General features: G+C 61.6%; 28 protein-coding genes. 6 read left to right on the top strand and 22 right to left on the bottom strand.

Features of this window, described 5'->3' with window-relative positions; genetic code table 11:
• Position 1 precedes the first annotated feature (1 nt).
• Together PLN84_RS03065 and PLN84_RS03060 are read right to left on the bottom strand one after the other, a co-directional pair.
• Positions 2-436 carry a rhodanese-like domain-containing protein gene (locus PLN84_RS03065; protein ID WP_292558691.1) on the bottom strand — a complete coding sequence of 145 codons (435 nt, stop codon included), beginning with the start codon at positions 434-436 and terminating at the stop codon, positions 2-4.
• A gap of 93 nt (positions 437-529) precedes the next feature.
• On the bottom strand, positions 530-1,243 hold the full coding sequence (locus PLN84_RS03060) for an ATP-binding cassette domain-containing protein (protein ID WP_292386396.1): 714 nt from the start codon (positions 1,241-1,243) through the stop codon (positions 530-532).
• Between the two features lie 466 nt (positions 1,244-1,709).
• Here PLN84_RS03060 and PLN84_RS03055 point away from each other — a divergent pair, with 466 nt between their 5' ends.
• Positions 1,710-2,414 carry a DUF1614 domain-containing protein gene (locus PLN84_RS03055; RefSeq protein WP_292386395.1) on the top strand — a complete coding sequence of 235 codons (705 nt, stop codon included), beginning with the start codon at positions 1,710-1,712 and terminating at the stop codon, positions 2,412-2,414.
• A gap of 12 nt (positions 2,415-2,426) precedes the next feature.
• Here the strand turns inward: PLN84_RS03055 and asnB are convergent, their stop codons facing one another.
• Genes asnB through PLN84_RS03005 form a run of 10 tightly spaced genes read right to left on the bottom strand, consistent with a single transcriptional unit; the run spans position 2,427 to position 12,416 of the window.
• Positions 2,427-4,232: an asparagine synthase (glutamine-hydrolyzing) gene (gene asnB, locus PLN84_RS03050; protein WP_292386394.1), complete on the bottom strand. Its 1,806-nt coding sequence runs from the start codon at positions 4,230-4,232 to the stop codon at positions 2,427-2,429.
• Between the two features lie 21 nt (positions 4,233-4,253).
• Entirely contained in the window at positions 4,254-4,700 is a 447-nt protein-coding gene (locus PLN84_RS03045; RefSeq protein ID WP_292386393.1) for a carboxymuconolactone decarboxylase family protein, read from the bottom strand.
• A gap of 2 nt (positions 4,701-4,702) precedes the next feature.
• Positions 4,703-5,644 carry a methanogenesis marker 7 protein gene (locus PLN84_RS03040; RefSeq protein ID WP_292386392.1) on the bottom strand — a complete coding sequence of 314 codons (942 nt, stop codon included), beginning with the start codon at positions 5,642-5,644 and terminating at the stop codon, positions 4,703-4,705.
• The gene (locus PLN84_RS03035; RefSeq protein ID WP_292386391.1) at positions 5,641-6,225 is read right to left on the bottom strand and encodes a methanogenesis marker 17 protein; all 585 of its coding nucleotides are present in this window, start codon (positions 6,223-6,225) and stop codon (positions 5,641-5,643) included. The genes PLN84_RS03040 and PLN84_RS03035 overlap by 4 nt, the downstream gene beginning before the upstream one ends.
• Positions 6,226-7,464 carry a methanogenesis marker 15 protein gene (locus tag PLN84_RS03030; RefSeq protein WP_292386390.1) on the bottom strand — a complete coding sequence of 413 codons (1,239 nt, stop codon included), beginning with the start codon at positions 7,462-7,464 and terminating at the stop codon, positions 6,226-6,228. It lies immediately after the preceding gene.
• On the bottom strand, positions 7,461-7,913 hold the full coding sequence (locus tag PLN84_RS03025) for a methanogenesis marker 5 protein (RefSeq protein WP_292386389.1): 453 nt from the start codon (positions 7,911-7,913) through the stop codon (positions 7,461-7,463). Before PLN84_RS03025 ends, PLN84_RS03030 begins: the two co-directional genes overlap by 4 nt.
• A gap of 1 nt (position 7,914) precedes the next feature.
• Positions 7,915-8,379 carry a methanogenesis marker 6 protein gene (locus PLN84_RS03020; protein WP_292386388.1) on the bottom strand — a complete coding sequence of 155 codons (465 nt, stop codon included), beginning with the start codon at positions 8,377-8,379 and terminating at the stop codon, positions 7,915-7,917.
• Positions 8,379-9,905, bottom strand: coding sequence for a methanogenesis marker 3 protein (locus PLN84_RS03015; RefSeq protein WP_292386387.1), 1,527 nt, complete (start codon positions 9,903-9,905; stop codon positions 8,379-8,381). Before PLN84_RS03015 ends, PLN84_RS03020 begins: the two co-directional genes overlap by 1 nt.
• Before the next feature lie 10 nt (positions 9,906-9,915).
• Positions 9,916-11,526, bottom strand: a complete 1,611-nt coding sequence (gene atwA, locus PLN84_RS03010) for a methyl coenzyme M reductase system, component A2 (RefSeq protein ID WP_292386386.1) — start codon at positions 11,524-11,526, stop codon at positions 9,916-9,918.
• Between the two features lie 47 nt (positions 11,527-11,573).
• Positions 11,574-12,416, bottom strand: coding sequence for an HAD family hydrolase (locus PLN84_RS03005; protein ID WP_292386385.1), 843 nt, complete (start codon positions 12,414-12,416; stop codon positions 11,574-11,576).
• Between the two features lie 56 nt (positions 12,417-12,472).
• Between PLN84_RS03005 and PLN84_RS03000 the strand changes: the two genes are divergently transcribed.
• The gene (locus PLN84_RS03000; RefSeq protein ID WP_292386384.1) at positions 12,473-13,402 is read left to right on the top strand and encodes a ribose 1,5-bisphosphate isomerase; all 930 of its coding nucleotides are present in this window, start codon (positions 12,473-12,475) and stop codon (positions 13,400-13,402) included.
• Positions 13,403-13,485: 83 nt separating this feature from the next.
• Positions 13,486-13,710, top strand: a complete 225-nt coding sequence (locus PLN84_RS02995) for a type II toxin-antitoxin system HicB family antitoxin (RefSeq protein ID WP_292386383.1) — start codon at positions 13,486-13,488, stop codon at positions 13,708-13,710.
• 296 nt (positions 13,711-14,006) lie between these two features.
• On the opposite strand, the gene PLN84_RS02990 is transcribed toward PLN84_RS02995, so the two are convergent.
• The 8 genes from PLN84_RS02990 to PLN84_RS02955 all read right to left on the bottom strand — a co-directional run bounded on the left by PLN84_RS02990 (position 14,007) and on the right by PLN84_RS02955 (position 21,334).
• A complete protein-coding gene (locus PLN84_RS02990) occupies positions 14,007-14,798 on the bottom strand; it encodes a hypothetical protein (protein WP_292561573.1) in 792 nt (263 codons plus the stop codon).
• 11 nt (positions 14,799-14,809) lie between these two features.
• Positions 14,810-15,217: a hypothetical protein gene (locus PLN84_RS02985; protein WP_292386381.1), complete on the bottom strand. Its 408-nt coding sequence runs from the start codon at positions 15,215-15,217 to the stop codon at positions 14,810-14,812.
• 122 nt (positions 15,218-15,339) lie between these two features.
• Complete coding sequence (locus PLN84_RS02980; protein WP_292386380.1) at positions 15,340-15,897, bottom strand: hypothetical protein; 558 nt, start codon at positions 15,895-15,897, stop codon at positions 15,340-15,342.
• Between the two features lie 357 nt (positions 15,898-16,254).
• A complete protein-coding gene (locus PLN84_RS02975) occupies positions 16,255-17,217 on the bottom strand; it encodes an ABC transporter permease subunit (protein ID WP_348531898.1) in 963 nt (320 codons plus the stop codon).
• Between the two features lie 276 nt (positions 17,218-17,493).
• Complete coding sequence (locus PLN84_RS02970; protein WP_348531897.1) at positions 17,494-18,501, bottom strand: ABC transporter permease subunit; 1,008 nt, start codon at positions 18,499-18,501, stop codon at positions 17,494-17,496.
• 7 nt (positions 18,502-18,508) lie between these two features.
• Positions 18,509-19,468, bottom strand: a complete 960-nt coding sequence (locus PLN84_RS02965; protein WP_292386378.1) for an ABC transporter permease subunit — start codon at positions 19,466-19,468, stop codon at positions 18,509-18,511.
• 142 nt (positions 19,469-19,610) lie between these two features.
• On the bottom strand, positions 19,611-19,844 hold the full coding sequence (locus PLN84_RS02960; RefSeq protein ID WP_292386377.1) for a hypothetical protein: 234 nt from the start codon (positions 19,842-19,844) through the stop codon (positions 19,611-19,613).
• Positions 19,845-20,461: 617 nt separating this feature from the next.
• The gene (locus PLN84_RS02955; protein WP_292558582.1) at positions 20,462-21,334 is read right to left on the bottom strand and encodes a winged helix-turn-helix transcriptional regulator; all 873 of its coding nucleotides are present in this window, start codon (positions 21,332-21,334) and stop codon (positions 20,462-20,464) included.
• A gap of 301 nt (positions 21,335-21,635) precedes the next feature.
• Between PLN84_RS02955 and PLN84_RS02950 the strand changes: the two genes are divergently transcribed.
• The gene (locus PLN84_RS02950) at positions 21,636-22,034 is read left to right on the top strand and encodes a hypothetical protein (RefSeq protein WP_299954023.1); all 399 of its coding nucleotides are present in this window, start codon (positions 21,636-21,638) and stop codon (positions 22,032-22,034) included.
• Positions 22,035-22,283: 249 nt separating this feature from the next.
• Positions 22,284-23,102 (top strand): diaminopimelate epimerase, encoded by an 819-nt coding sequence (gene dapF, locus PLN84_RS02945; protein ID WP_292386659.1) that lies wholly within the window; start codon positions 22,284-22,286, stop codon positions 23,100-23,102.
• Here the strand turns inward: dapF and radB are convergent.
• Positions 23,089-23,766: a DNA repair and recombination protein RadB gene (gene radB, locus PLN84_RS02940; protein WP_292558584.1), complete on the bottom strand. Its 678-nt coding sequence runs from the start codon at positions 23,764-23,766 to the stop codon at positions 23,089-23,091. The genes dapF and radB overlap by 14 nt on opposite strands.
• Positions 23,763-24,956, bottom strand: coding sequence for a nickel pincer cofactor biosynthesis protein LarC (gene larC / locus PLN84_RS02935; protein ID WP_292558585.1), 1,194 nt, complete (start codon positions 24,954-24,956; stop codon positions 23,763-23,765). Before larC ends, radB begins: the two co-directional genes overlap by 4 nt.
• A 46-nt stretch (positions 24,957-25,002) precedes the next feature.
• Here larC and PLN84_RS02930 point away from each other — a divergent pair.
• Positions 25,003-26,074, top strand: a 1,072-nt coding sequence (locus PLN84_RS02930) for an AAA family ATPase (RefSeq protein ID WP_348531896.1), incomplete at its 3' end; no start/stop codon positions are given.

The raw sequence follows: 26,074 nt of genomic DNA, 5'->3' as shown, positions 1-26,074 counted from the left end.
GTCAATCCCTGACCACCGGGAACCCGGCAGCCTTCCAGGCGCTCATGCCGCCTTTGACCTCGTGAACGTTGTGGAACCCGGCCTCCTCCATCAACTCGCGGACACCGGCGCTCCGTCCGCCCCGCTGGCAACAGAGAAGGTATGTTCCGTCCGGGTCGAGGCTTTCAAGGTGCTCGGAGAATTGGGCCGAGTTGATGTTGATTGCGCCCGGGATGTGCCCGCCGGCATACTCCTCCGGTCTCCTGACATCGATGATGGCAAATGTTGGATCCTGCTTCATCTCTTCGATCAGGGCGGACGCTTCGGCCGGAGGTAGGGTCCGGTTGATCCGGTCTTCCGAAGCGGGGCCGCCACCAACGCATCCGCCGATCAACACAGCTACAATAGTGCTTCCGGCCATGAACAAAGACGTAAGCGGAGAACGGGGATTGGTCATGCATCCATGTCGCGGCCACAAGTGTAAATAGATTTTGGTTCGCCGGATTGCCGGTATATCCGGTTTCCGATCACCGGCGCAGGGCCCGGAGACCTAGGCGGTACCGTCAAGTGACGCACCATTCACGGCCATGATCGTGAGGAAGGTCTCCACCGTGTCCAGGGCAACAATCTCCCCGTCGTCCACCACCGCAACCCGGTTGCAGATCGCCGCCGCTTCCTCCAGGTCGCGAGTCGTAAAGACGATCGTCACCCTCTTCTCCCGGTTCAGCCGCCGGAGCACTCCCCAGATCTCCAGGCGACCGGGCTCGTCCAGCCCCTCCGTCGGCCCGGCGAGAAAAAGGACGCGTGGGTGTGCAAGATACGCCCGGGCGATCTCAAGGCGCTGCACCATGGCCGGGGTATAGGTCTCAACCGCGGCGGCAGCGCTCCCGGAGAGCCCGAAGAGGTCTATGACCTCGGAGAGCCTCCGGTCCCGGGCCCGCTCACCCAGCCCGTGCAGCCGTGCGTGAAAGTCCAGGTTCTCCCTGCCGGTCAGCGCAGGATCGAGCACCGGGTTCCGGAGGACGATGCCCATGCTCCGCCGCACGTCCCCGAGGTTCCCCAGGATTGCAAGGGGCGAGCGTTCGGCGAATTCGGAGATAGGGTAGAGGATCGTCATGAGTATCGCGATCAGGGTTCGCTGGCCCTGGCTGCACGTGCAGAGGAGACCCAGAATCTCTCCGCTCTTCACGTTGAACGGGATCGGGCCCCGTGCCTGAAGCCGTTCCAGGTGCCGGATAAGATCCTCAACGGTAAAGGCAGCCATGCCCCTCCGCACAGATGCGGCCAGCCGGATAGAACGGAATCGCCTTCAATTAGCCATCGCCCCGACACATGCACCCACTATTCTCATACGATCTCTCACCTGCGGGATGCTCCCAAGAGATCCGATAACGGGTCTCCGTTACGAAATTCGAGGACGGAGATGTTGTATAGTCATTATTTTTTACGGCCACTATATATGAATATCTATATGTAAATGAAGATGAAATACGCCATTTAAGGTTTCTATATTCTATAAAATGCCATTTTCACGGTAAGAGCGCCGAAATGCGCCTGTACTTAAAATTTCCAGCCGGGTTCGGAAAAACGGATTGGCGTCGTTATCCAGTCGCATACGCCCGGTCGAAACCCTGAGGAGGGCTGATCCACAGAACGGCCCCGGGTCTCGAGTCTCAAGGTCGTGCTGATCAACCTATATCTGGCATGGACCCGTCCGGTATATCCGGCCTATGGAGATCGAGTTGTCCACGATCGCGATTCTACCGGTTCTTTTCAGTCCGGAGCAGATCCTCGTCGCCTTAGCCGTCCTCATACCGACCCTGGTCATATTCAACTTGCTCCTCATAACCGAGGGCATCTTCGAATCGATCGGCCTCCGGTTCTACCAGGCGGTGCTCGCGACAGCAGGCGCGCTTCTCGGCAGCCTGATCGACATACCGCTCGTTCCTGTGGGAGAAGCAGTCATCGCGGTCAATCTCGGCGGTGCCGTAATTCCGCTCTTCGTGACCGTCGGGATGGTCGGACGGGGGCGGGTATCCCGCATAAAGGCCCTCATCGCCGTCGCCGCCGTATCGCTCGTCGCCTACGTCTTCGCGACGCCGGTCCCCGGCCTCGGGATCACGATACCGTTTTACGTGGCGCCCCTCACAGGCGCCGCCGCGGGGCTTCTCCTCGCTCGCGGCTGCCGTGCCGCCCCCGGACTCGCCTATGCGGGCGGGACCATGGGTACCCTGATCGGCGCCGACATCCTCAACCTCGCGAATCCGGAAGTGCTCGCGGCGCTTGCGGGGGACGGTGCGACGGTCCTCTCCATAGGAGGAGCAGGGATTTTCGACGGCATCTTCGTCACCGGCGTCCTCGCGGTCCTGCTCGCGATGTATGCAGGAAGAGGCCTGCGGGAGAAGAGAGGGGTTTGCCTGGAGGAGAAAGAGTGATGGGGGCGCTGTTTACTTGAACTGTCTCAACCACAACTCCGCGCAGGCTATCCGCCAGAACTCGGTTGAGTACGCGCTCTTCCCGTCGAGGAACGCCCGGTAGTTCCGGAGCACCCGCTCTGCATCCCAGTAGGGCCGCCGGGTGAACTCCGGCGAGGAGAAGAGAGCGAGGATCTCGGGCGCGAGTTCATCCTTCATCCAGGCCTCCTCGGGGGTGACGAACCCCATCTTGTCCATCCTGCACCTGATGGTGTCCGGGACCAGCCCCCTGATCGCCCGCCGGAGGACATACTTCGTGACGCCGCCGCGGACTTTCTGGTCGAGCGGGAGGGAGGCGAGGTACTCCACCAGCCGGTAGTCGAGGAACGGGACCCGTGCCTCGATCGAGAAGGCCATCGAGTTCCGGTCCTCCCAGTGCAGCAGAAGAGGGAGATTCGAGGTCGTGACCTCCCGCGCGAGCACCTCATCGAGCGACCCTGCGTACCGGAGGACCTCCGGTACCTGGCCCCGGAGAAGCCCTCGCCGCTCCGACCGGACGAGAGACTGACGGAACGCCCACGCGAAGAACGATCCGTGGTGCCTCGTGCTCCCGAGAGCCTCCCGGAGGGCCGTGAGGGCGTGCCCCTGCCGGAGGAGTCCACGGATATACGGCATCTGGTAGGCGATATACCCCCCAAACTGCTCGTCGGCCCCCTGCCCGTCGAGGACCACCTTCACCTCGCCTCCTGCAAGCCGCATCACGCAGTACTGTGCGTAGATCGAGAGCGACGCAAACGGTTCGTCCTGCATATAGAGCAGCCGCCCGATATCCTCCCAGAGCCCCTCCGTGTCGGGAGTGGTCCGGCGGCTTGCGACCTCCGTCGCCGCAACCACCGTATCGATATGTCTGCTCTCGTCGAACCTTTCATCCTCAAAACAGACCGAGAACGTCTTCTGTCGTTCACCGACGCTCTGCGGAGCCTCCCCCCGGAGAAGAACGTTGATGAGCGCGGTGACCGTCGAGGAGTCGATGCCGCCAGAGAGGCAGGTCCCGACCGGAACGTCGCTCCTGAGCCTGAGCCGGATCGCGTCGGTCAGGAGGTCCCTGACCCTCCGGGCGGCGACCTCGTCGTCGTCAGTCCCTCGCGGGGCGCCGTTCATCACGACGTCCCAGTAGCGTTGCGGCTCCCCGACACCCTCCCCGGAGACGACGACCAGGTGGGCCGGCGAGAGCTGGAAGATACCGTCGTACATCGTCTCGGCGGTATGATCCGCGACCCCCCAGGCAAGAAACGTCGAGAGCATCCGGTCGTTCGGCCGCCTGCCGACCTCCGGGTGCGCCCGGAGCGCCTTGATCTCCGACGCAAAGAGGAACGAGTCGCCGGCCATGGCGTAATAGAACGGTTTTATTCCCAGGCGGTCCCGGGCGCAGAAGAGTTCGCGGCGCCGCCCGTCCCAGAGGGCGAACGCCCACATCCCATTGAACCGGGCGAGGCAGTCCCTCCCCCACTCCTCGTAGGCGTGCAGGATCACCTCCGTATCGGTTGCAGAGGCGAAGCGATGGCCGGCGGCAGAGAGTTTCTCCCGGAGTTCGCGGTAGTTATAGATCTCGCCGTTGAAGACGACCTGAAGCGACCCGTCCTCGTTTCCCATCGGCTGCCGACCCTCGTCGGAGAGGTCGATGATCGCCAGGCGGCGGTGAGCGAGGCCGACCGGCCCGGAGAAATACCTCCCCTCGCCATCGGGCCCGCGATGACCGAGTCGCTCCGCCATGACCCCGACGAGGGACGCATCCGCCAGATCTTCGTTCAGGACAAACTGCCCGGCAATACCGCACATGCTCCGGATACCTGGGGTCGGTCACTCGTCGGAACAGGTCTTGTTGAGGCCCGTCCCGTTGATGTCGCAGGAGGGGCAGGGACCGGACCCGTTCACCACCCGGTAGGCGTCCGCGAGGACCGCAGAGTTCGCGAGCATCCCCGCGATCAGGATCACCTCCAGGATCTCGGCCCGGGTTGCGCCCTTCGCCATCGCCGACTGCATGTGGTACTCGACGCAGTGGCTGCACTTGAGCGCGGCGCCCACCGCGAGGCTGATCAGCTCGATCACCTTCGGCTCGAGCCGGGTGGTCTCGGTAACGGCACCCTTGTAGAGCAGGTGCGAAATGAGGATCTCGGGCCGCTCCGACATCCGCTCAAATATCAGGGGGACCCTCCCGTACTCGGCCTCGATCTCCCGGAGGAGTTCCCCTGCTATGGCATCCGATCCCCGTTCGGCAACCCTCGCAAGTATCTTCTCAAAGTCCATCGCTACACCAATATCCTGGTTTCCGAGAAAGGTTTAATCCGGATCAATATGTAATTGCGCATCCGTGACGGCGTAACATCGGCAATATCGCCGATGGTGACCCCATCGGCAATCTCAAGCGACCGGACCGCCGGGGCGTATGAATCATACGGAAGTTTCAGCCGCAGGCCCTCCATCTGGGCGGTCACCGGCGTCGGGTGCGTCAACATGCTGATCTCATGGATCCGCTCCTCGAGGATCGCCATCAGGCGGGGCGGGAAGACGGAGAGGGGATCCTTTGCGAGGACGTCCCGCCGGGCATCCAGGGTGCGGGAGACCTCGTCCACCAATTCATCGAGTTTCGCGAGCTCTTCGGGACGCTTGAACCGGTGCATGATCCTGCCGATCCCCCCGACGTAGCCCTCGACGGGCGGGTCGACGATCGCGACAAGCGTCTCGCGGTCCGGGGCCCCGGTCACCACGATCGGGACGTGGATCCCCCGCCTGAGCACCGGGAACTTCTGCCGGATACACTCCTCGAAGTTGCCGAGCGCATAGACGGCGAGATCATGCTCGTTAATGACATCCCGTTCCTCGTCGTTGAGATTTGCTATCCGCTTCCCAAATCCCCGCGCAAGCCCGACCATGTTTGTCTTCGCGCCGGCCCGCCGGAGGTACTCGGCGATGTCGCAGGCGGTATGCGGGAGGTGATGGATCTCCAGACTCGGGCTGACCACGGCGATCTCGGTCCCGACGAGGGGTGCTTCGGTCACTTCGCCGGCGAGCGGTTTTGCAATCTCTCGAATCAGGTCGATATCGTCTCTCGGCACGAACGACTGGAGCACGACGTCCTGGGCCATGATGTGTTTCTGCACGATGTAGCCCCCGAGGTCGTCGATCAGGTCCACGATCTCGTCGTGCCGGTAGACGCCTCCCTTATAGGTCACCGGCACCAGCGTCGTCACAGCGTCACCCCCATCTTTGCAAAGATCGGTGCGACCATCGTCTCCACGATGTCGCCTTCCAGGGTATCCTCACTCGCCACATAGTAAAACTTCTCGTCCTTGATGTACTGGCGGCGGACCTTGAACCCCTCGGGAGCGATGTACTGCAGGGCGTAGATGATGTCCTTATGGAGCGTCTCGCTTGGGTCTGCCACCACCATCTGCTCAAGGTCCTCTTCCCCGGCCAACCCCGCCGGGAGGACGACGGTGAACCGGTCGGGCTGGTCGACGTTCTCCTTGCCGTATCGGGCCCAGAGTTTCTGGAGCAGCGGCGCAAGGTAGGCCTCGTCGCCGATATCGAGGACAATCTCCTTCTCACCGGGGTTGATGTTCGCGAAGTCGGTAACCCGGATGGCCCGGGGCATATGCCGGAGCATTCCAGCGGCGATGAAGATCGGCGCCTTCGGGTCGACGTAGATGTGCAGCCGGTCGACCACCTTGATCAGGTCGAGATCCTGGAGGACGTCGCCCGCTATCCGTTCGTAGGCCTCTCTCCCGGTTGCATCGGGAGACTCGACGACGAAGTAGTTCAGCGGCGGCATCTACTTCTCCTGGACGAACCCGGACGCGAGCAGGGCAGACCCGACCGCGCCGATGTACTGCGAGTAGGGCGGGACGACGATCTCGGTCTGCAGGAGCTGGCCCATCGCGTAGACCAGCCCCTCGATCAGCGAGGTGCCGCCGACCATGATCACCGGCTCCTTGATGTCAACCTCCTGCAACTGCTGTTCAAAGACCTGTTCGGCGACGCTGTGACAGGCCGCGGCCGCCACATCCTCAGGCGAGGACCCGGCCGCGAGCGCGTTCACCAGGCTCTGCGTCCCGAAGACAATACAGTAACTGTTCATCGGGACGTTTTTGCCCATGCCCTTCATGGCGAGGGGCCCGAGCTCGGTGATATCGATCCCGAGACGCTTCGCGGTCATCTCCAGGAACCGGCCGCTCGCACCGGCGCAGATCCCGCCCATCGTGAATGTTCCCGGGATACCGTCGATCACGCTGATCGCCTTGTTGTCCATACCGCCGATATCGATGACGGTCGAGGCTCCCCGCTGGTGGCCGGCAAGGTAGACGGCGCCCTTCGAGTTCACCGTCAACTCCTCCTGGATCAGGTCTGCTCCGAAGTGTTTCCCGATCAGGAACCGCCCGTAGCCAGTGGTCCCAATTGCCTGGATATTCTCACGGGCAAGGCCCGCCATCTCCAGGGCCTGGGCAACGGCACCCTCCGCGCTCTTGATCACCTCGGTCGTCGGGAGCCAGCCGGTTCCGACGATCTTGTTCTCCTTCATCACGACCGCCTTCGTGGTGCTCGACCCCGAGTCGACGCCCATCGTGATCCCGGTCTGCTCCTCGCGGGCAAGGAGCGCTCTCCGCCGGGCGATAGTGGTCAGGGCCTCCATCCTCGTGAGAAGAGTTCCGGAGGTCGTCCGCTCGGTGAAGGAGTAACTTACCACCGGCAGCTTCGAGTTTTCGGGGATATATCGCCTGAGTTCGTTCCTGACAATCGCCGCCTCGGCGCACCGGAAGCAGGTGCCGATGAAGACCCCGTCCGCCTCCACCTTCCCTTCCACCAGGGCCATGCCCCGGGCGATCATCAGTTTTAAGTCGGCGCTTCTGACATCCAGCCCGAACGCCTTGACCGCTCGCTCGACGTCGGCGAGCGCGATATCGGGGAAGAACATCTCCGCGCCCACCGACTCGGCGGCGTCATAGATCTCTTTCTGGACGCCGCTGTATTCGGCGCCGCAGGTGAGCTGGGCGATCCGTACTTTCCGGTTCACGCTTCACCCTCCTCCGGGAGACTTGTGAGGAACTTCCTGACGGCGGCGACGAACAGTATGCCCTCCTCCTCGTTCGTGGGGTACTTCAGTTCCAGGATCGGCATGCCCTTCTGGCGCAGGGAGAAGAGGATCAACTCGTCGGTGCGGGCGCATCCCATGCACCCGAACGCAAGGTCGGCGTCGGTGACGATGATCGCGGCCTCGGCCTCCTCGATGAGAGGGCCGTAAATCGCCATCCTGCCCCGGACGCCGGACGGCACTTCGACGGCCGCATACTTCAGGCCGCGCTTGGGCTCTTCGGGCGTGATCTGCAGGGGCGGGGAGTCGACCCCGGCGGTCTGTATCCGCTCCCGGATACCAAGGGCTGCACCGAGCGGTTTATGGCCGAACCGAGCCACCAGGTCGGAGAGGATGAGGCTCGTTGCAGGGTAGATAAACACCTTTGCCATGTTATTGCTCCTCTGTCTCTATCAGTTCTTGTAATCGCTTGATATCCAGCAGGGGTCTCTTCTCGCGCAGCACTTCCGCTTCCGGCACTTCCGCATCCTCTCCCCGGCGATCGAGTTCTTCGAGGCCGCGGGTGATGTAGCGGAGGATGCGGAACTCACGCTCGTGGCCGAGGTAGCCCGGCCGTGCCCCGCCGAGGTTCGCCCGACACCGCCGCGGGTCACCGGGCGGGAACCCGCGGTCCTTGACGAAGATGTGGGTGGGGTCGAAGGAACGAATCTCGTCGATGAGGCGGTCGACCGCCTCAGGAACGCCGGTCAGCTGCAGCCCGAAGCATGTCTCCTTGATCAGGACGCCCTCGGACGCCTCGTATGCCCTGAGCGCGAGCTCGCCGGGGGTCATGGACGGGGACTCGATGAAGACGTATTTCGTTATCGTGCCCACGTATTTCGGGATGTACTCGGCCATCACTTCACCTCTCTCACGTATACCGTCGCCCCTTCGCGCATCCCGGCGAGGTTCCCCGCATCAAGCACGTTCCCGATGACGTTCGTGCCCGTGAGCGGTTCAGATGTCGGCCCGAACTCGGCGTTCGGTGTCGTGCGAACGCCGACCATGCCGGCACCCCGCCGGGAATCGTTCGTCATCGCAAGGGTGAACGCCGGTACCTCGCCTGTCGGGGTGTTCTCCGGGATGATCCCGACACCCTTCCCGATCTTGGGCTTGAAGAGGAAGACGTCCTCGAACGTGAATACGAGCGGCATCTTCCCGACGGCATGATGTTTAAGCCCGGTCACCTCACGGAAGATCGTGACCGACCGGGGAGCAGCCGCTTCGTCGAGCGTGATGCTGATGACGTGAGCGGAGGGTTCCGTCGTGACCTTGACCGCTCCGGCGGCCAGGACCTCGAGCGTCGTTGCCGGGGTCTGGCCGACCACGACGCGGTCACCTTCAGCCGCATCGGCGGTGAGCGTGATACCGCGCCGGGCAGCGACCGCTTCGGCCTCTCCAAGGTCGAGACCGACCAGATCAAACCGTTCCGGTTCGGCCCGGATGGCGAGGAGGTCGCCCTCGCCGGCAAACCGGACGAGTTCAAGCCCGTGGCGGACCCGGCCGACGACGGTATGCACCGGGCTTGCCGATACGCCCTGCGTGTAGATGTAGACGGCGCCCGATGATTTCCCGGCGGTCCGGACCGTGATGGTCCCCTCGAGCCGCGGGCCGGGAAGGTCTGCCGGAACCTTCGTCGGGACCAGGTGCGTATCGGCGATGTAGGTGCTGCTCGAACGGTCCACCGGGAATCTGCCGTTCTGCACGGCGAGGAGAAAATGCTCGACGCTGCGGGCGGTCCGGATATCAATCCCTTCTCCTCTGAAACCCTCCACATCCGCCTCCACGTAGGAGATGACCTGCATCCCGTCTTCGAGCGGGAACCCCGCATCGCGGGTGATAACGGCATGCGACCGGTCGGCACGCCTGAATATCCGCTCGACTTCGACGATCCGGTCGCCCTCGACGATCCGGTCAAGCAGTCCCCGGCCGGTGACGACCCTGCCGATGACGCCGCCTCCCGCCGGAGCTCCGTAGTCGGCGGTATGCCGCATACGCGCGAAGATCAGGTAGGACCGGGACGGTTCGTAGCCGCCGCACCCGAGGATGACGTCGCCTCGCTCGTACCGGCCTGGCTCCCGTGCCGGCCTGATATCGGATTTAAACGGCCCGAAGGCAGCGGCGTGGCGGTCCTGCCAGTGCAGGCGGAGGTGCTCGGAGAGGCCCGGCCGGAAGAGCCGGGAGACCATCGCCGGCTCCGCTATCTCGGCGACCGAATCACCGGCCGAGGTGACGAACCTGACCTCCTGCGACTCCGCCGCGTCCTCTTCGATTGCCGGGCGGATGACGGCGACGCTGCACCGCCCGGCCCGCCCGGGGAGGAGATCCCCGAGTCGGGCGCCTGCCGGGACTTCTACACGTTCTCCGTCCAGGTGGATCTCCATCCTTCACACCTCAGGGGGCGCCTGCCCCCATCACGCGTCGTTCGTCCTCGGTGAGGTGAGCAAGCACCTCCTCCGTCGGACCCATCTTGATGATCTTGCCACCCCGCATGAGGGCGACCCGGTCGCAGACATCGCGCACGAACTCCATGTCGTGTGAGACCACGATGAACGTTTCGTCCATCTCCTCACGCGAGTGGAGGATCGAGTGCTTCACATCGATCTTCGTGATGGGATCCATCGTGCCGGTCGGCTCGTCGAGGACGACAATAAGGGGCTCGCGGATGAGAACCTGGGCAAGCGCCACCCGATGCTTCTCGCCCTCGGAGAGCTGACTTGGGTAGCGGTCCAGGATCTCCCGGCTCTTCTCGGGGGTAAACCCGGCCATCCCGAGGGTGATGATCGCCTTCCTCATCGCAAGTTCTTTGGGGAACTCGAGGCCGATGGCGTCGGTGAGGTTGTCGAGCACCGTCCTGTGCGGGTAGAGGTCGTACTCCTGGTGGAGAAGGCCGATGTAGCCTTTCGCCCGTCCGCGGTGCTCAATGCCGGGTTTCGTCATATCGATCCAGTCGTCCCCGATCCGGATGTTCATCTCGCCGCTGGTGGGCTCGAGGATCCCGGATATAATCCTTGAAAGGGTCGTCTTACCCGCACCGCTCTTGCCGATGATCCCAAATATCTCCTGTTCGGCGACTTCGAAGGAGACGCCGTTGACCGCCCGGACCATGCCCCGGTCAACCGAGAGGTAACGCTTGATCACGTCCCGGGCGACCAGGATCTTCTCGCCGACCTCCGCAGTCTCGTGCTGCTCGGTGTCGCTGTAGTCCTCCATGAACCGGTGAATGACCTCCTCCGGGGCCCCGATCTCCTTGATCTCCCCGTCCTCAAGGAGGATTGCCCGGTCCACGACGTCCTTGATGACGTTTGAGAAATGCGACGTGATTACCATTGCCATGTCGTTTTTCTCAGCACTCTCGATGAGCATCCGGTGAACGAGCGTGGCGGTCTCCGGATCGAGCGTCCCGGTCGGTTCGTCCGCAAAGAGCATGAACGGGTTCTTGGCGAGCTGCCGGGCGAGCACCACCCGCTGCTTCTCGCCGCCGGAGAGGTCGCGGGCGATGTGCATCATCCGGTGGGAGAGCCTGACCTGGTCGATGAGGTCGGCGGCCCTGCTGACCGCCTTCTCCGCCGGATAGCCGATGTCGTCGAGCGCCCGCAGGATGTTCTCGATCACCCGGTCGTCGCCGTAGAGGGCGAACGTCCGCTGGAACATGATAGCGGTCCTTCGCATGATCCGTCGTTTTATCGCCGCGCTCTCATCCGCCCAGAAATCGACGTCCATGGCTTTGAGTTCGCCGCCACAGACGGGGCACGGCTTCCCTCCCTCGCTCGGGACGCCGACATAATCGCACGCACCACAGGCGACGATATGATAGATGATCGATCCCTGTGTCGGGGGCTGGTCCACGCCCCGCATAAGGTGCATAAGAACGGTCTTGCCGGCCCCGCTTCTCCCGATTATGCCGACTGTCTCTCCCTCCGCTACCTCAAAATGTATATCTTTGAGTACAACAGTCCCGTTGAACTCCATGCAGAGGTTCTTTACCGTAATGAGTGGGGTCATCTCGAGTTCCTCGTTAATCTAATCTTCTCGTGGTATCATATTAGGGTTTATATTGTTGCACTTTTCCCGCTCTCCGTGGTTTCCACGAGAAGTTCCGCCACGATACCGGGCACCTCGCTGACGTTGCGGATCACCCGGTCTGCGGTGGTATAGAGTATATCCGGTTTGTGATCGGACTGCTGTTCGGTCAGCAGTGCAAGGTCCGCCTTCCGGAAGGCATGGAGATCGTTGATGGCATCGCCAACCATAACAACCTTGTTGTACTGCTCTTTGAGGTCTTCCACGATCCGGGCCTTCATCGAGGGGGTCGCGACGCCGTAGACCCGTTCTCTGGGGATGCCGAGGTAGTCCCCCATCCGTTCGAGTTTCGTCACGCGGTCCCCGGATGCTATGTATGCGGGGACGCCCATACGGTGCAGTTCGCTGATGGCCTCTCTCGCACCGCTAAAAGGTCTCCCGCCGGTGGTCACGGTGAACTCGATGCAGGAGAGGTCCATGTTCAGGATGACGCCGCTGTTCATGGTGACGATCGACTCTCTCTTGCAGCAACTCCAGACCTTTCGAATGCAGGCCTGCAGGTCGCCGATGCGGGCACGCCTGTCGGTATAAAGGATATCTGCAACCTCCTCGGCGGGGATGACCCGCCGCGAGCAGGCCACCCCGAACCCGACCGACCGTTCGAGGAAGAACTCCGAGAGGAGCCGGTCCTCCGGCGCCTCCATGACATCCCGGGAGTGGAGGTGGAGGACGACGAGCACCCTCGCCTCAACCCCAAAGGTGATGGTCGTGGTCTCGACCTCAGTCAACATCTCATCGTGGAGGAGATCCCGCGCCACGCGGTAGGTCCGGAGAAGTGTGCCTGCACTATCGAAAACAACGGCAACCGACATGTGTTCTCACGTCAATAAATCTATGTAGTCTCTGGTCGTCTCTTCAATGAAGACCTATGGTACTGAGTAAGACGGCAGCAAGCATAAAGAATATGGAGATCCGGGGCGCCGGCAGGATCGCCCGGGCGGCGGTAGAATCACTGGCCGATTATGCCCGGAATCTTGACGTATCCGACCCAGAGACCTTCAAGCAGGAGATGCAGAGAGCGGCCGATATCCTCACAGCGACTCGCCCTACTGCCGTCTCGCTCCCGAACGCGGTGCGCTCCGTGATGCGGGCTCTCGATTCGTTCGAGTCCGTGGAGGCCGGACGGGACGCGGTTCTTGCGCGAGCAGCGGAGTTCGTCGACCACTCGGAGCACGCCATCGAGCGGATAGCGGAGATTGGGGCACGCCACATCTCCGACGGCGACGTCCTTATGACCCACTGCAACTCCGAGGCGGCGCTTTCGTGCATCCTCGAGGCCCACCGGCAGGGCAAGGAGATCGAGGTCTACGCGACGGAGGTCCGGCCCCGGGGCCAGGGTCTCATCACCATCAGGACCTTAAACGATGCCGGGATCCGCACAAACTATATTGTCGACTCGGCGGTCCGCTACTTCATCAATGACGTCGACCTGGTCGTCGTCGGTGCCGACGCGATCGCGGTGAACGGCGCGGTGGTGAACAAGATCGGGACCGCCCAGATTGCGCACGCAGCACACGAGGCGCGGACGAACGTCATCGTGGCGGCGGAGACCTACAAGTTTGCGCCAAGGACGATCCTCGGCGAACTGATCGAGATCGAGGAGCGGGACCCCTATGAAGTGCTCCCCCGTGAAGAAGTGGAGAGACTTCCGTTCGTCCGGGTCAGGAACCCGGCCTTCGACGTGACGCCCGCGGAGTATGTCGACCTGATCGTCACCGAGCAGGGGGCGATCCCGCCGGGGCTCGCGTTCACGGTGATACGGGATTACCTGGGGTGGAAGATCGAGGAGCTGCGGTGAGGTGGGGATCATAGAACCAATTTTTCAGTAACACTGAACGTCACGAGATATATTATTCCACAAAACAATATGATAAAATTGGTATGAAAGTCAATTGCCTCATAGAGAAAGACGAGGATGGTTACTACTATGCCTCGATTCCCTCGCTTCCGGGGTGTTTTACACAGGCAAGGACTTATGAAGAATTAATAAGACGACTTGACGAGGCAATTTCGTTATTCCTTGAAGTCAATGAATCACCCGAACCGGATGAACTGCGAGAGTTTGTGGGGGTTCAGAGAGTTGAAATTAAGTCCTGTCAAGGCTGAAATAGTCATAATATTAAAATATTAACGTACTCCGGCTCTATTGACCTCTCAACGACGCCCCTCTCCTGCTCAACCCGGCCCTCGTGGTCGGGAGAATCCATTTGGTCCTGCTATCGAGAGGTAAGGCACCGGTTTTCTCCAGAACCCAGGCACAGAATGACCTCAACGGGCGCCTGCAACCGCCGCCACACATCCCCAAACCCTGCCACCTGCGCCCTCACCGGGATCACCCCGGTGCCCGGAGAAAATCCCCCACAGCCTGAAGACACGCCTATCCCCGCTCACGGCCCGGGCGGTCAACGTACCTTCTCGACCGTTGCATCAACGACGATCCGCCCACTCGTCCCGGCGGGGACAGTCTCCCTCACTTCTGTCCGGTAGGTCTCCTGCGCCATCCCGTGGAAGAGGCCGCACCCGGCCGTCAGCGTGAGGGAGACCGTCAGTTCTCCGGGTGGGCCGATGCCCTCGTCAACGAAGATGACCGTTACATACCGGTCATCCGCGCTCCTCTCGACGACCGGCGAGAGGTGTTCCACCGGGGAGCGTTTCGTCCCTTCTATAGTCTCCTCGTCACGCGTGAAGCGGGCCTGGATATCGGTCAGGGTGTTGTTCCGGTTCTGGAACGCAAGCATATTCCCGTCCCGTGTCCCGACGATCGTCGTCGTCCAGCCGTCGAACGTCCGGCCTTCAAGTCTGGATGCCGGGATGATCACCTCCCCGTCCTGCACGGGGAGGGGAACGAGGATCGTCGTCACAAGCCCCTCGGTTCGCCCTTCAAGGCCGTCTACCGTGACTTCGTAGCCGACAAGGCCAGGACGGTGTTCGTACCACCCGGCCCAGACGTTCAGGCCGAGAAAGATCAGGCCGCAGAGGATCACCCCGATGACGACCGAGGCCGCGAGCCGCTGAACCGCCGTCCCCCTCCCGAGCGCAATGATTCCCAGGGCCACAGCGGCGATGACGCCGCCAGCAAGCACGGCGTCGGCGATGAGGGGAAGCGAGCTCATGCGGAGGACCCAGTAGATCAGGTAGGCAACGAAGAGGACGACGGCGATGAGCAAGGTCAGGGTGCGGGAATTTTGTTTCATGTGAGGCCTCCTTATGTCCCGGGGGGAGCCTCGGGAATATACGACGGATACGTCTCGTAGACGGAGTAGACCATGCAGGAGTCGTTGATCTTCACCACAATCATCGAAGAGGTCTCACGGTCGTCAGGGTCCGGGTCCAGGGGACGGAAGACGAGCTGGGTGTAGTTTGTGTCCCTCTCGGGATAGGAACCTTTTGAGAACGTGATCGTATCGATGCTCTTGTTGTCCAGTAGTTCGACGACCTCCGGATCGTGAAGCGCCACGGTCAATGCGTCGAGAGACGTGATCTCTGCCGGGCATATGCCTGCAGCCCCTGCTGCTGCGGGCTCATTCTGCGTTGGAAGGAGATAGCCAGCCCCGATTCCAGCGATGAATGCCAGGATTATGAGGGCGGCGGTCAACGGGTTTATGCCAGCCATGATGTTACCTGCTGCTCATTTGATTACTGCTCGTATGGGAGCCAACCCTCTGGAGAAACCAAAGGAGGCATCACCGAGAGCTTTTCTGAGATTATATGATCCGTTTTCACCCGGACGATCTCCTACCGGAAGACGAGATCTCCTCGCGACGAAGTGCTCTCTCCGCCTTTATTGCACGCGGTCTCCCAGTGGTACGCACCGGGACCCTCAGGCATGAAGTCCACCGAAAGCGTTCCCTTCCAGTTGTCGTTGAGGAGCAGGGTGTCGTCTATGGTCCACGCATCTACCGTGCCATCCGGTCCTTCCAGTCGGAACTCGGCCGTACCTCCGATTGCACTGTTGGTGTCGACGTATTCGCACTCCACGATGAACCGGTAAACCAATCCCGGCGTATGGTTCTCGACGAACCATGACCCCGCGTCTGCCGTACAGTCGACACCTCCGCCCTCGTCGATGACGAGGGAACCGCCGTCGACGGGTATGACGCGCGTCAGGTTCCCGTCGACGGACACGATGGGGGTCAAGCCCACATCTACGGGAGTGACGCGTGTCAGGTTTCCGTCGACAGGCATAACATGGGGCAGATCATTCTCTGCGCCGACCGGCACCGCCGCCATGCAGACCAGGAGCAGGCCGATGACGGCAACAGCGCACGTTCTGAAGATTTTGTTCCGTTTCATGATGGTTTCACCTAATTCTATTCACGCTCCTCCCGGAGGCCGCGGAACTGCAATGGCTATCCCCGATCGCAGCCAACAGCACCATTGCCCTCCGGGCACGCGGTGGGAGCCGGGACACGACGCCGATCGAGGTCCCCGGCCCCTGCGGGATACCACACGTGGTATCACCGATGGAGACGTCGACGTTCTCTCATATACCTTTTCTGTGACGATCAGCTACACATCCGGGCATTCGAAGGCTCCGGATCGGAAGAAAAGGGGGGCCTGCCGGCAGCGGAGCCCGGTGCTCCGGTCTCTCCCCCCGGATGCCGGCTACAGGCGGATTGCGCGCATTCAGGATTGGATCGCTCCCGACCGTCACCGGATATCCATCCGCATGAACGTAACATACGCGGCAGAGAAGAATACGCACGGCAGAGCAATGAGTGCAACAACATTTGCCCAGATCCTGCCGAGAATTTCATCCAGGCCGGGTTGTGTCTCCGGAGGACCTTCAACGAAGGAGTATGGGTTGTTGTCCATTGTCACGGCAATCTTCGGATCGGTGACAGCAAGTGCAGTTTTTTGGTAATTGACGTTCGGAGAGAGCAAATTGATCAGAGATGATGCGGCAGCCCGTCCCTCCCAGTAAGACTGCATTTCTCGCTCATACTGCTCAAATTCACTGGAATCGATGTTTTTAGAGATGTAATGAGAGCCCTGGGCATCGACAGGAGAAGCGGGGAGCGGTCCGGCAATCATCTCGGCGGCCGTCCAGCCTAAGATTGGTACGGCTGATGAGAGGAGCAGAAAGATTGCAAGGGTGGATATGAGGGCTGTTCCGCTGTCCGGCGCGACGGTGGACATCATGAGAGCAAGCGAGAAGTAGGTCAGGACGAACATCGTGGATATACCGGTGAACATCAGGATCGCACAGAATTCGTCGACGGTTGGTACGATACCCATAACAAGGAGAATGGCGACCGATACCGCTATCGTCGCACCGAGGGCGATCGCCAGTACCAGGGCGCTGGCGATTGCTTTTCCGTTCACAATCTCATCCCTGAAAACCGGGTGGGAAAGGAGGGTTTTGAGCGATCGTGTCTCTTTTTCTTTTGAGATGAGGTCAAATCCCATTGCGATGCCGAGGAATACCCCAAACATCACAAAGTAGTCGGTCATTTTTGTAAAAATTATCAGGGGCGAGGGTATTTCTGGCATATATCCCGGTATCTGGGTATCGGAAGAGACGGACTGCATCCGCTGTGCGTACGATGCAAGCATATTGTTGTACTGGTCTGCCCCATCGTGTACGCCGATCGCAGATATGATCAGAAACAATGCAAATATGGTGAGGAAGCGTCAGTTGGTCAACTGGTCGACAAACTCTTTCTGCAGCACGACGAACAAGCCTGAAGTCACGGAAAGCCACCCCCGGCAGCGAGCGACGAGAGCGTAATAGTCCTGCACCGCCGCGGACTGAAGGTCTGCATCGGCATCGCTGCACCGTCACCCGGGCATCTCAACCCCGGCAACCGAAACCAGTTCGTCTGAATAAACCGGCCCTCCATCGGAGAATGCTTGATATTTACCATTTTTTCACTCGGAATCCGATTGTCATCGCAGATCGATCCGCATGAACCGCACATAGGCTACGGCAAGGAAGATCGCCGGGAACACAACGAGGGCAACGATGTTCTGCCAGAGCCGGTCCAGCAGTTCCCCGGGGGCGTGAGTCACCGCGTCCTCGCCGTGATAGTCAACCAGAACCTCCGCCACTGTATCACACATCGTCTCGTAGTTGCTGTTTGGGCTGAGCGCCAGGAATGCGTCTCTGACGCCGTTGTACGTCCCGTAGTACCTGCTCTGCTCCTCCTCCAGGTAGCTCTGCATCTCCTCCGGCAGGACATCCTCCGGGAGCGGTTCGGGGAGGGGGCCGGCGGCCAGACCGGCGGCATACCCGGCCGCGGCGGGAACGACCGTCGAGAAGAGGATGAAGACCGCCATCGCCCAGGCAAGCGCCCGGCCGCCGTCTTCGGTAAACCCGGAGAACACGACGGCGACGGCAAAATACGCCAGCAGGTAGAGGACCGTGGCTCCCCAGAAGAGCGCTACCATCACCGCCGCGTAAGGCGTGACGGTGAACCCGGCGGCGAGCATCGCGCCCAGCGCCAGGATGAACGGCACGGCGGATGCGAGCGCCAGCACGGCGGCGCCGCCCACGGCCTTGCCGGTGATGACCTCGTCCCGGAAGACCGGCCGGACGAGGAGCATCCGGAGCGATCGGGTCGTCCGCTCCCCGGAGATGAGGTCGAACCCCACGGCGATCGCGAGAACCGGGCCGAAGAGGAGAAAATTCTCCCCGGGGGCCAGGAGGATGTACATGGCCGACGGGATAAAAGGGGAGGAGTAATTTGCCGGTATAGGCGGGAGGGCGATCTTCATCTGCTCCAGTTGAAGTTCATACCACTGCAATGAACTCGCGTAACTGTCAAATCCGTTATGCAGGGCAAGAACGGTCAGGATCCCGAAGAGCGCAAGCACCAGGAGGAATGTCCGGTCGGTGAGGTGGTCGGCAAACTCCTTTCGCGCGATGATCGCGACACGGGAAAGATCGATTCTCATCGGGGCATCACCGGACATCCATCCTCTGGAACGCTATATAGGCGAGCACAAAGAGCGCGAGCGGCGCCAGAAAGAGCACCAGCGCGTTCTGCCAGAACCGCGCGAGGGCGTCCATCGGGTGGGCGCTCCCGTCGTCGGGGAGAAACACCCAGGAACCCCCGAGAAATGAATAGGCGGTGAGCCGCGGTTCAAGGGCGCTTGCTGCAACCAGTTTGTAGTTTCTCTGCGGAGAAAAGACCGTCACGACACTCTCGACCAGATCGAGCCGGGCCTGATACTCCTCTCGTTCGGCGGGGCTTGCTCCCGGGAGAGGATGAGCCCCGGCAAAGGTGTCCTTCGCAACCTCTCCCGCCGCCGGAATTACGGCTGAAAAGACGAAGAACGCAATCAGCGCATACAAAAAGGCTTTCCCCGTCCGCGGAACCACCGTCGAGATTGCCAGGGCAAGGCCGAAGTAGAACGCCAGAAACGCAACCGTTGCGAGCGAAAAAAGCAGGATCGAGACCAGATCGTCCGGGCCGGGCACGATCCCTTCAAGGAAGAGGACCGCCATCGAGACGGCAAGCCCGGCGGCGACGACCATCGTCAGGGCAAGGAGGCCTCCGAGCGCCTTGCCGGTGATGACCTCGTCCCGGAAGATCGGCCGGACGAGGAGCATCTTCAGCGAGCCGGTCTGCCGCTCCCGCGAGACGAGGTCGAACCCCATGGCGATCGCCAGGATCGCCCCGGCGGTCGATATGGCCTCCGGGAGGGGGAAGTAGACGTCGGCGGCGTTCGGCAAGCCAAGCATAGGCTCGTGAAAACCCCATTCGTCGATGACGGGATCGGCGTACGCCTCCTGGGCGTATCGATATCCGGCAAGGCCCTGCTGGAACGGGAGGATGCAGACCACGAGGAGCAGGACGGCGAGGACGAGGAACGTCCGGTTCGTCAGGTGGTCGGCAAACTCCTTGCGTACCACAGTCATCAGGCCGCCTCCGGTCGGTCGGGTGCTCGCCGTTACTTGCATGGGTTGTCACCGCTCATATGCTCACGCCCAATGGGATGCCAAAGGGACCGCAGTTTACGGGAAACAACGGCCCCACGGCAAAATTCATGAGAACAGGCTGTCACACCTGGGTCCAGCCGCTCTGGTCAAACCAGCTCTTCGATACGACACCGTTCTCGACCAGCGCACGGTAACCATGGGCCTGGTAATTGCCCGGCGCGGGATTGGAATACGATCCAGATGCCGTGGCATGACGCTCGTTGTAGTAGGGCTGTATTTGAGTAATGGCGACCTCCGTGAGTGGCGAAGAACCATCAGTATACCGGAGGCTTGCCTGGATGTAGATCTCATCCATAGGCTCCGTCACGTGAGTCTCAGCGGAATACTGAACTCGGGTTGGTGACGTCTCTTTATACGACGTCGCGGAGTCTGTCGCCTGATACGCACTCACCGCAGGCACGGCAACCATGGCCACAAGAAGCAGGGCCATGAGTACAGGCCTGATATAAGGACCTTTTTTCTGTGTCATTTTCGTTCCTCCTTTATGCATACCCGGAAGGCCACGGAACCGTAACGGCTATCCCTGATCGCAGCCAACAGCACTATTGCCCTCCGGGCACGCTGTGGGGGTCGGGGCACGACGCCAATCGAGACACCCGGCCCCCGCGGGATACCGCAGGGGGTATCGCCAGTCGAGACGTCGTTGTCCTTCTTTATACCTTTTCTGTGACAATCATCGACTCGAACAGGCATTCGAGGGCTCCGGACCGGGAATACAATCCGTCCTGCATCTGCAGGAGCCCGATACTCCGGCACTATCCCCGAATATCAGCTGCAGGCCGATGGCGCACGTCCGCGCGCCGGTAGCAGCGTCCGGGCATTCCGGCAATCGGGGGTAAAAGATCCATTGCGACGAGGACACACCGCTCGTACTCTTCAGGTGGAAAGAGCAGTCATCCCCGCGAGACTGACTCACACAGCATGTTCCGCCGGAATCCCTGCGGATCCGGAACTGCGGTTATGCGCATACTCCGTCAGTATTCGAGAGTAGTCGTCGGTGAGAGTATACCGCACATACCGCCCCTCCCTCTCGGATGTTACGATACCCAGGTGTTCCAGATATTTTACGTGCGTATAGACTGTGGCTCTGGACAGACCGGACTCTTCGGCGAGTTCTTCGGTGCATGCACCCTGATTCAGGAGGATCCGTGTTATAATTCCTCGCAGAGTGTCATTACCCATGGCAATGATAAAAGCCTCTTTTTCAGCAGAGTACGGCGAACCTGTGGCGAAATAATGGCATCTCCCCCTGCTCTTGATCGCCTTCAACAGGCCTGCGGACTCCAGTCTTTCCACATGGTAACCAAGTGTCCCTCTCGTCAGCGACATCTCCCTCAGCAATTCCCTGAAGTGCAACCCCGGGTTTGCCTTGATGAAGCGTAGAATCTCAAGCCTCCGCGGACTGTCCAGAACATTCTTTCTGCAGATTCGTTTGTACCCGAGGTAGCCGACGGCCTTCAGGGGGAGAAGGGTCTCGATCGGGGCCGCCGTCAACTGGGGAAACACGCACAGTAGCAGGACGAGCCAGAGCGGGATCGGGTCGAGCTCCTGAACCGTCTCGCCGGATACGGACATGCCGGGTTCTTGCCCGACGTTTCTCGATGGCCGGACCGTGTATTCGGCGGCATCGGCAACCGCTACCAGCAGCACCAGAACGAGGATCGAGAGGGTGAACAGCCGGAAAAGTCTGCCCGGTCCAGCGCAGGTAAATGTTGAGGGTGTATGGTCTCTGGAACGGCACCCGCTCGCCGTATACATCGAATGTCCGGGCTCCTGGTTCCACATAATTGCTATCTGGGTCAATGTCGATATCAATCCTGTTATTTGTCTTCCCGTTGCTATCGTCCGGAACGTGCCGAGCCTACTCCCCGGAAGGGCGTATGTCAACATCCGGGTTGAGGCTCAGCCCTCCGGGTACACCCAGGATGTGCGACACCGCTTCCGAGATAGAACCGGTGCCTGTTAGTCTCCCCCTGACCGATGCTGTCGCACAGCCGCAGGATCGTTACCGGATCGTCCGACGCCGGAGGGCGAGCCGGGTGCCCGCCTTCAGTTGGCGACACCGGGGGCACGGGCAAAGGAGGTAATGGCCGACAGCAGGGCAAGGGCCATACATTTTCTCTTTTCTGATACCTCAATGTCGTATTCCAGATTTTATGAATTTTATAGCACAAACACCAATTCTATTCTCGTCTCTGCCCCCATCTATTCCCGGAGACGAACTTGCCTGAAGATTATCGAGCACCTCAAAGCCGGCCTGAACAGGCAGGAGCCCGTCACCATCACGCTCGGAGGGCTTCCGTCCTCGAAGGGCGGCAAAGGCGTACCGCTTTCAAGTTTCACTGCCGCCACAAAGAGTCTGATACGGGAACGCTACCTCTACCCCAACGGGTCTCTCATCGGTTTCGGCCACGATCTTGACGGGTATCTCCGGGTGAGAGCATCTGGAACAGCCCGCCCCCGCCGGAGAACGTCTCCTCGATAGAAGCGGTGTATGCGATGCTTGATACGCGGGCAAGGGAGATGGGGATCGAGGATATCCCAGTGAAGTTCACGGTATTCACCTCTCCGCCGGAGCTGGTCCTTGGCCCTCAAATGGATATCACATGGTGGATGCGTCTATGCGGTGCAACGTGAGGAAGCCATAATCCCCGGCGCCGCATCCCCCCACGAACCCCCACGGTTTATCACCCGCCGCTCCCAATACCTACGATAGAGAGGCTACACTATGGAGATGGAGCTCGGGTTTACCAAACTGCAGGGAAACGGCAACGACTTTATTCTGATCGACGAATTCGAACAGGAAGCCATCCCCGAGGATATGAAGGGAGGGTTCGCGGCACTCTACTGCGACCGCAGGTTCGGCATCGGTGCCGACGGTATCCTCTTCCTTCAGGCGTCCGATAAAGCCGATGCCCGGATGAGGCTCTTCCAGCCCGACGAGAGCGAGGCCGCGATGTGCGGAAACGGCATCCGGTGCCTCGCGAAGTACGCCTATGACGCCGGCTACGTGAAAGAGTCCTGCTCGATCGAGACCGGGGCCGGGGTCGTCCCGGTGACGATGGGCTACGCGGACGACGAGTTCACCGCGACGATCACCATGCCGACGCCCGCGTTCGAGCGGAGCGCCATCCCCGCTGCCGGAAACGGCGAATATAAAGAGGAGATCCGCAACTTCACCGTCTACGCCGCGAATACCGGCGTTCCTCACGCCGTTGTCTTCGTCAATGAGATCGGCGCCGTCGACATCGCCACCGCCGGCCCGGCGATCCGGAACCACCCCACCTTCCTTGAGGGCGCGAACGTCAACTTCGTCGAGGTTGCCGGCGACGGCACGCTCCGGATCCGGACGTTCGAGCGCGGCGTCGAGGACGAGACCGAGAGCTGCGGCACCGGCGCCACCGCGTCCGCCGCGGTCGCCCGTCATCTCGGCAAAGCCGGGAATGCGGTGAGGGTCGAGACAAAAGGCGGCCCGCTCGTCATCCGCTTCGGGGAGGCCGTCACCATGGAAGGCCCCGCCGAGATGGTTTTTGAAGGTTTTATACCGTTCTGATACCGTCTTCGATGATCACAAAATCGAACGAGAGCCCTTCCGGCCGGGACCGGTGCTTCCGGAGCATCGCCCGCCGGACACTATCCTTCTTTTCGAGCCTGATAATGGCCTTCGAGATATGTTCAAGCGCCGTCCCCCCAAGACCCGCGACCCGGTCCCGTTCCACGTCCATATAGATCTGGTTGGTGATCAGGACCGGGATGTCGTACTTCTTCGCAAGCCCGAGGAGTTTGATCATATGGTGCGAGAGTTTCCGCACCGCCTCCCGCCCGAGGTCGAGTTCGGTTCGGTAGAGGGCGGTCGCTGAGTCCATCACCAGGAGATCGACGGGGGCGCCGTCCCTCTTCCGGAGCAGTCCTTCCGCATCGGCTATCATCGCCCCCTGCTGGGCGAAATCGATCGGCTCGAAGAGGTAGAGCCGGTCGGCGAACGCCCCGGCGTTCTCCCCGGCGATCTGGGTGAACCGCTCCACCGAGAACCCTTCGGTATCGATGTAGACGACCGAGTTTCCGGACCTGAGAGAGGCCACCACCGCCATCAGGCAGAACGTGCTCTTGCCGCTCGCGGGCTCGCCGTAGATCTGGGTGATCGTCCGCCGCTCAAGCCCGCCGCCCAGCAGGTCGTCGAGGGGCAGGCTCCCCGTGCTGACCCGTTCCGGCTTCATGGCACAAGCACACCCCGCTCGATGAAGCGTGCTCGTGCAGCCGCTTCGACCGTCCCGGCAACCTCCCGGAGCGGGATCCCGAGATCCCGGGCACAGGCCGCCGCCTGCTCGTACTCCGCCTTGAACGAGGTGATCTTCCCTCCCGACCAGCCGCACTTGACGTCGATCGTGTACTCCCGGCCGCGGATCGTCACCGTCACCGGTTCGATCGTCCGTTCGGCGACCGCCCGATGAACCATCGGCAGGCACCGGATCCCAAGCGTCCCGAGTTCGGCGGCCATCACGCCCACGAGGCGGTCGGTCGCGTCGGGGCGGCAGACGACCCGGACAAGATGGCCACTCCGCCCCTTCTTCATCACGACGGGAGTAGCGCTTGCGTCCCGTGCCCCCTCCTCCATCAGGCGGCCGATCGTGTAGGCGAGGGCCTCCCCGGTGACGTCGTCGACGTTCGTCTCGAGGATATCGACCCGGTCGCCGTGAGCCCGACCCTCCGTCTCAACAAGCATCGACCGGAGGACGTTCGGCCTTCCCGGCGGGTTCCTGCTCCCCGCCCCGTAGCCGACCGCCCGGATAGTCCGGGGGCCGAGGTCCTCCGGACGGACCGTCGAGAACTCGGCGAGGAGAGCGGCCCCCGTGGGGGTGCAGAGCTCCCGCTCCTCCTCGCCGGGGGCGGTCTTGAGATCCGATGCGGCAAGGATCGCCACGGTCGCCGGGGCAGGGATGGGGAAGGTGCCGTGTGCCCCGACCGCAAACCCTCTCCCGAGGGCGACCGGGAGGACGGCGACCCCGTCGGGGGAAAGGGAGTACAGGGCAGTGCAGGCCCCCACCACGTCGGCGACGGCGTCGTCCGCACCCACCTCGTGGAAATGCGCTCCGGGCCCGTGGATACTCTCCTCGGCCCGGTGTATCCGGAGAAATACTCTCCGGGCCATCTCCCGTGCAGGGGCAGGAGCGTCGCTCTCGGCCACCCGGTCGAGCACCTCGTCGAGGGTGCGATGAACGACCGGGGCATGCGCTCTCACCCGGACGGCCCGGATGCCGGAGCGGTCTACCCGTTCTATTGTCGGTTCCCCGACGACGGAACGCATTGCCGCCCGGACAAGCCCTTCATCGGCCCCCAGATCGAGCAGAGAGCCGATGATCATGTCGCCCGCGGCCCCGTTGAACGGGTCGAAGAGAAGTGTGTTCATGCGCCTCCAGTACTTATAAATCCCCGAAATATAAGAACTAGAGGTAATGCCCGAGATATACTTGAAGGTGGATAGCGCTTATCCGGAGGATCAGGGGGCGGGCAAGGCACGGCTTGACCCCGACACCATGCTGCAGCTCCGGCTCAGCCCCGGAGACCTTGTTGCTATCGAAGGAAAGCGTCGCACCGTGGCCAAGGTCTGGCGTGCCATGGTGAACGACTGGCACCAGGGGAAGGTCCGGATCGATAATTTTACCCGGCTCAACACCGGCGCCAGCATCGGGGACCGGGTGAAGATAAAGACGCTGGACGAGGAGGTCGAGGCGAAACGGGTGGTGCTCGCACCTCCAGAGGACCTCCCCAAGCAGCTCCCCATCAACTACGGCAGCGTCGTCAACAAACTGATCGACTTTCCGATCGTCAAGAACGATTCCGTGCCGATCCAGGCGGGGCTCCCGTTCATGCAGCCCCAGCTCGTCGCGTTCAAGGCCGTGGTGGTCGAGCCGGAGAACGCCGTCATCATCACCAAGAACACGAAGATCGAGTTCTCCGAGAAGCCGGCGGCCGGGTTTGAGGGCGTCAAAAGGATCAGTTACGAGGACATCGGCGGCCTGAAGGGCGAACTGCAGCGTGTCCGCGAGACGATCGAGCTCCCCATGCGCCATCCGGAGATCTTCCGGAAGCTCGGGATCGAGCCCCCGAAGGGCGTCCTCCTCTACGGCCCGCCGGGAACCGGGAAGACCCTGATCGCGAAGGCGGTCGCAAGCGAGAGCGGGGCACACTTCATCTCGATCGCGGGGCCGGAAGTGATCTCGAAGTACTACGGTGAATCCGAGCAGCGGCTCCGTGAGGTCTTTGAAGACGCCCGGCAGCATGCGCCGGCCATCATCTTCATCGACGAGCTCGACTCGATCGCTCCCCGGCGTGAAGAGGTGACCGGGGAGGTCGAGCGGCGCGTGGTGGCCCAGCTCCTGACGATGATGGACGGACTGGAGGAACGGGGGCAGGTCGTGGTGATCGGGGCCACGAACCGGCTCGACGCCATCGACCCCGCCCTCCGCCGGCCCGGCCGGTTCGACCGGGAGATCGAGATAGGAGTCCCCTCAGAGGACGACCGGA

Source organism: Methanoculleus sp. (genome assembly GCF_035363275.1).
Taxonomy (GTDB): Archaea; Halobacteriota; Methanomicrobia; order Methanomicrobiales; family Methanoculleaceae; genus Methanoculleus.
This window is presented reverse-complemented; position numbering and strand designations above follow the sequence as displayed.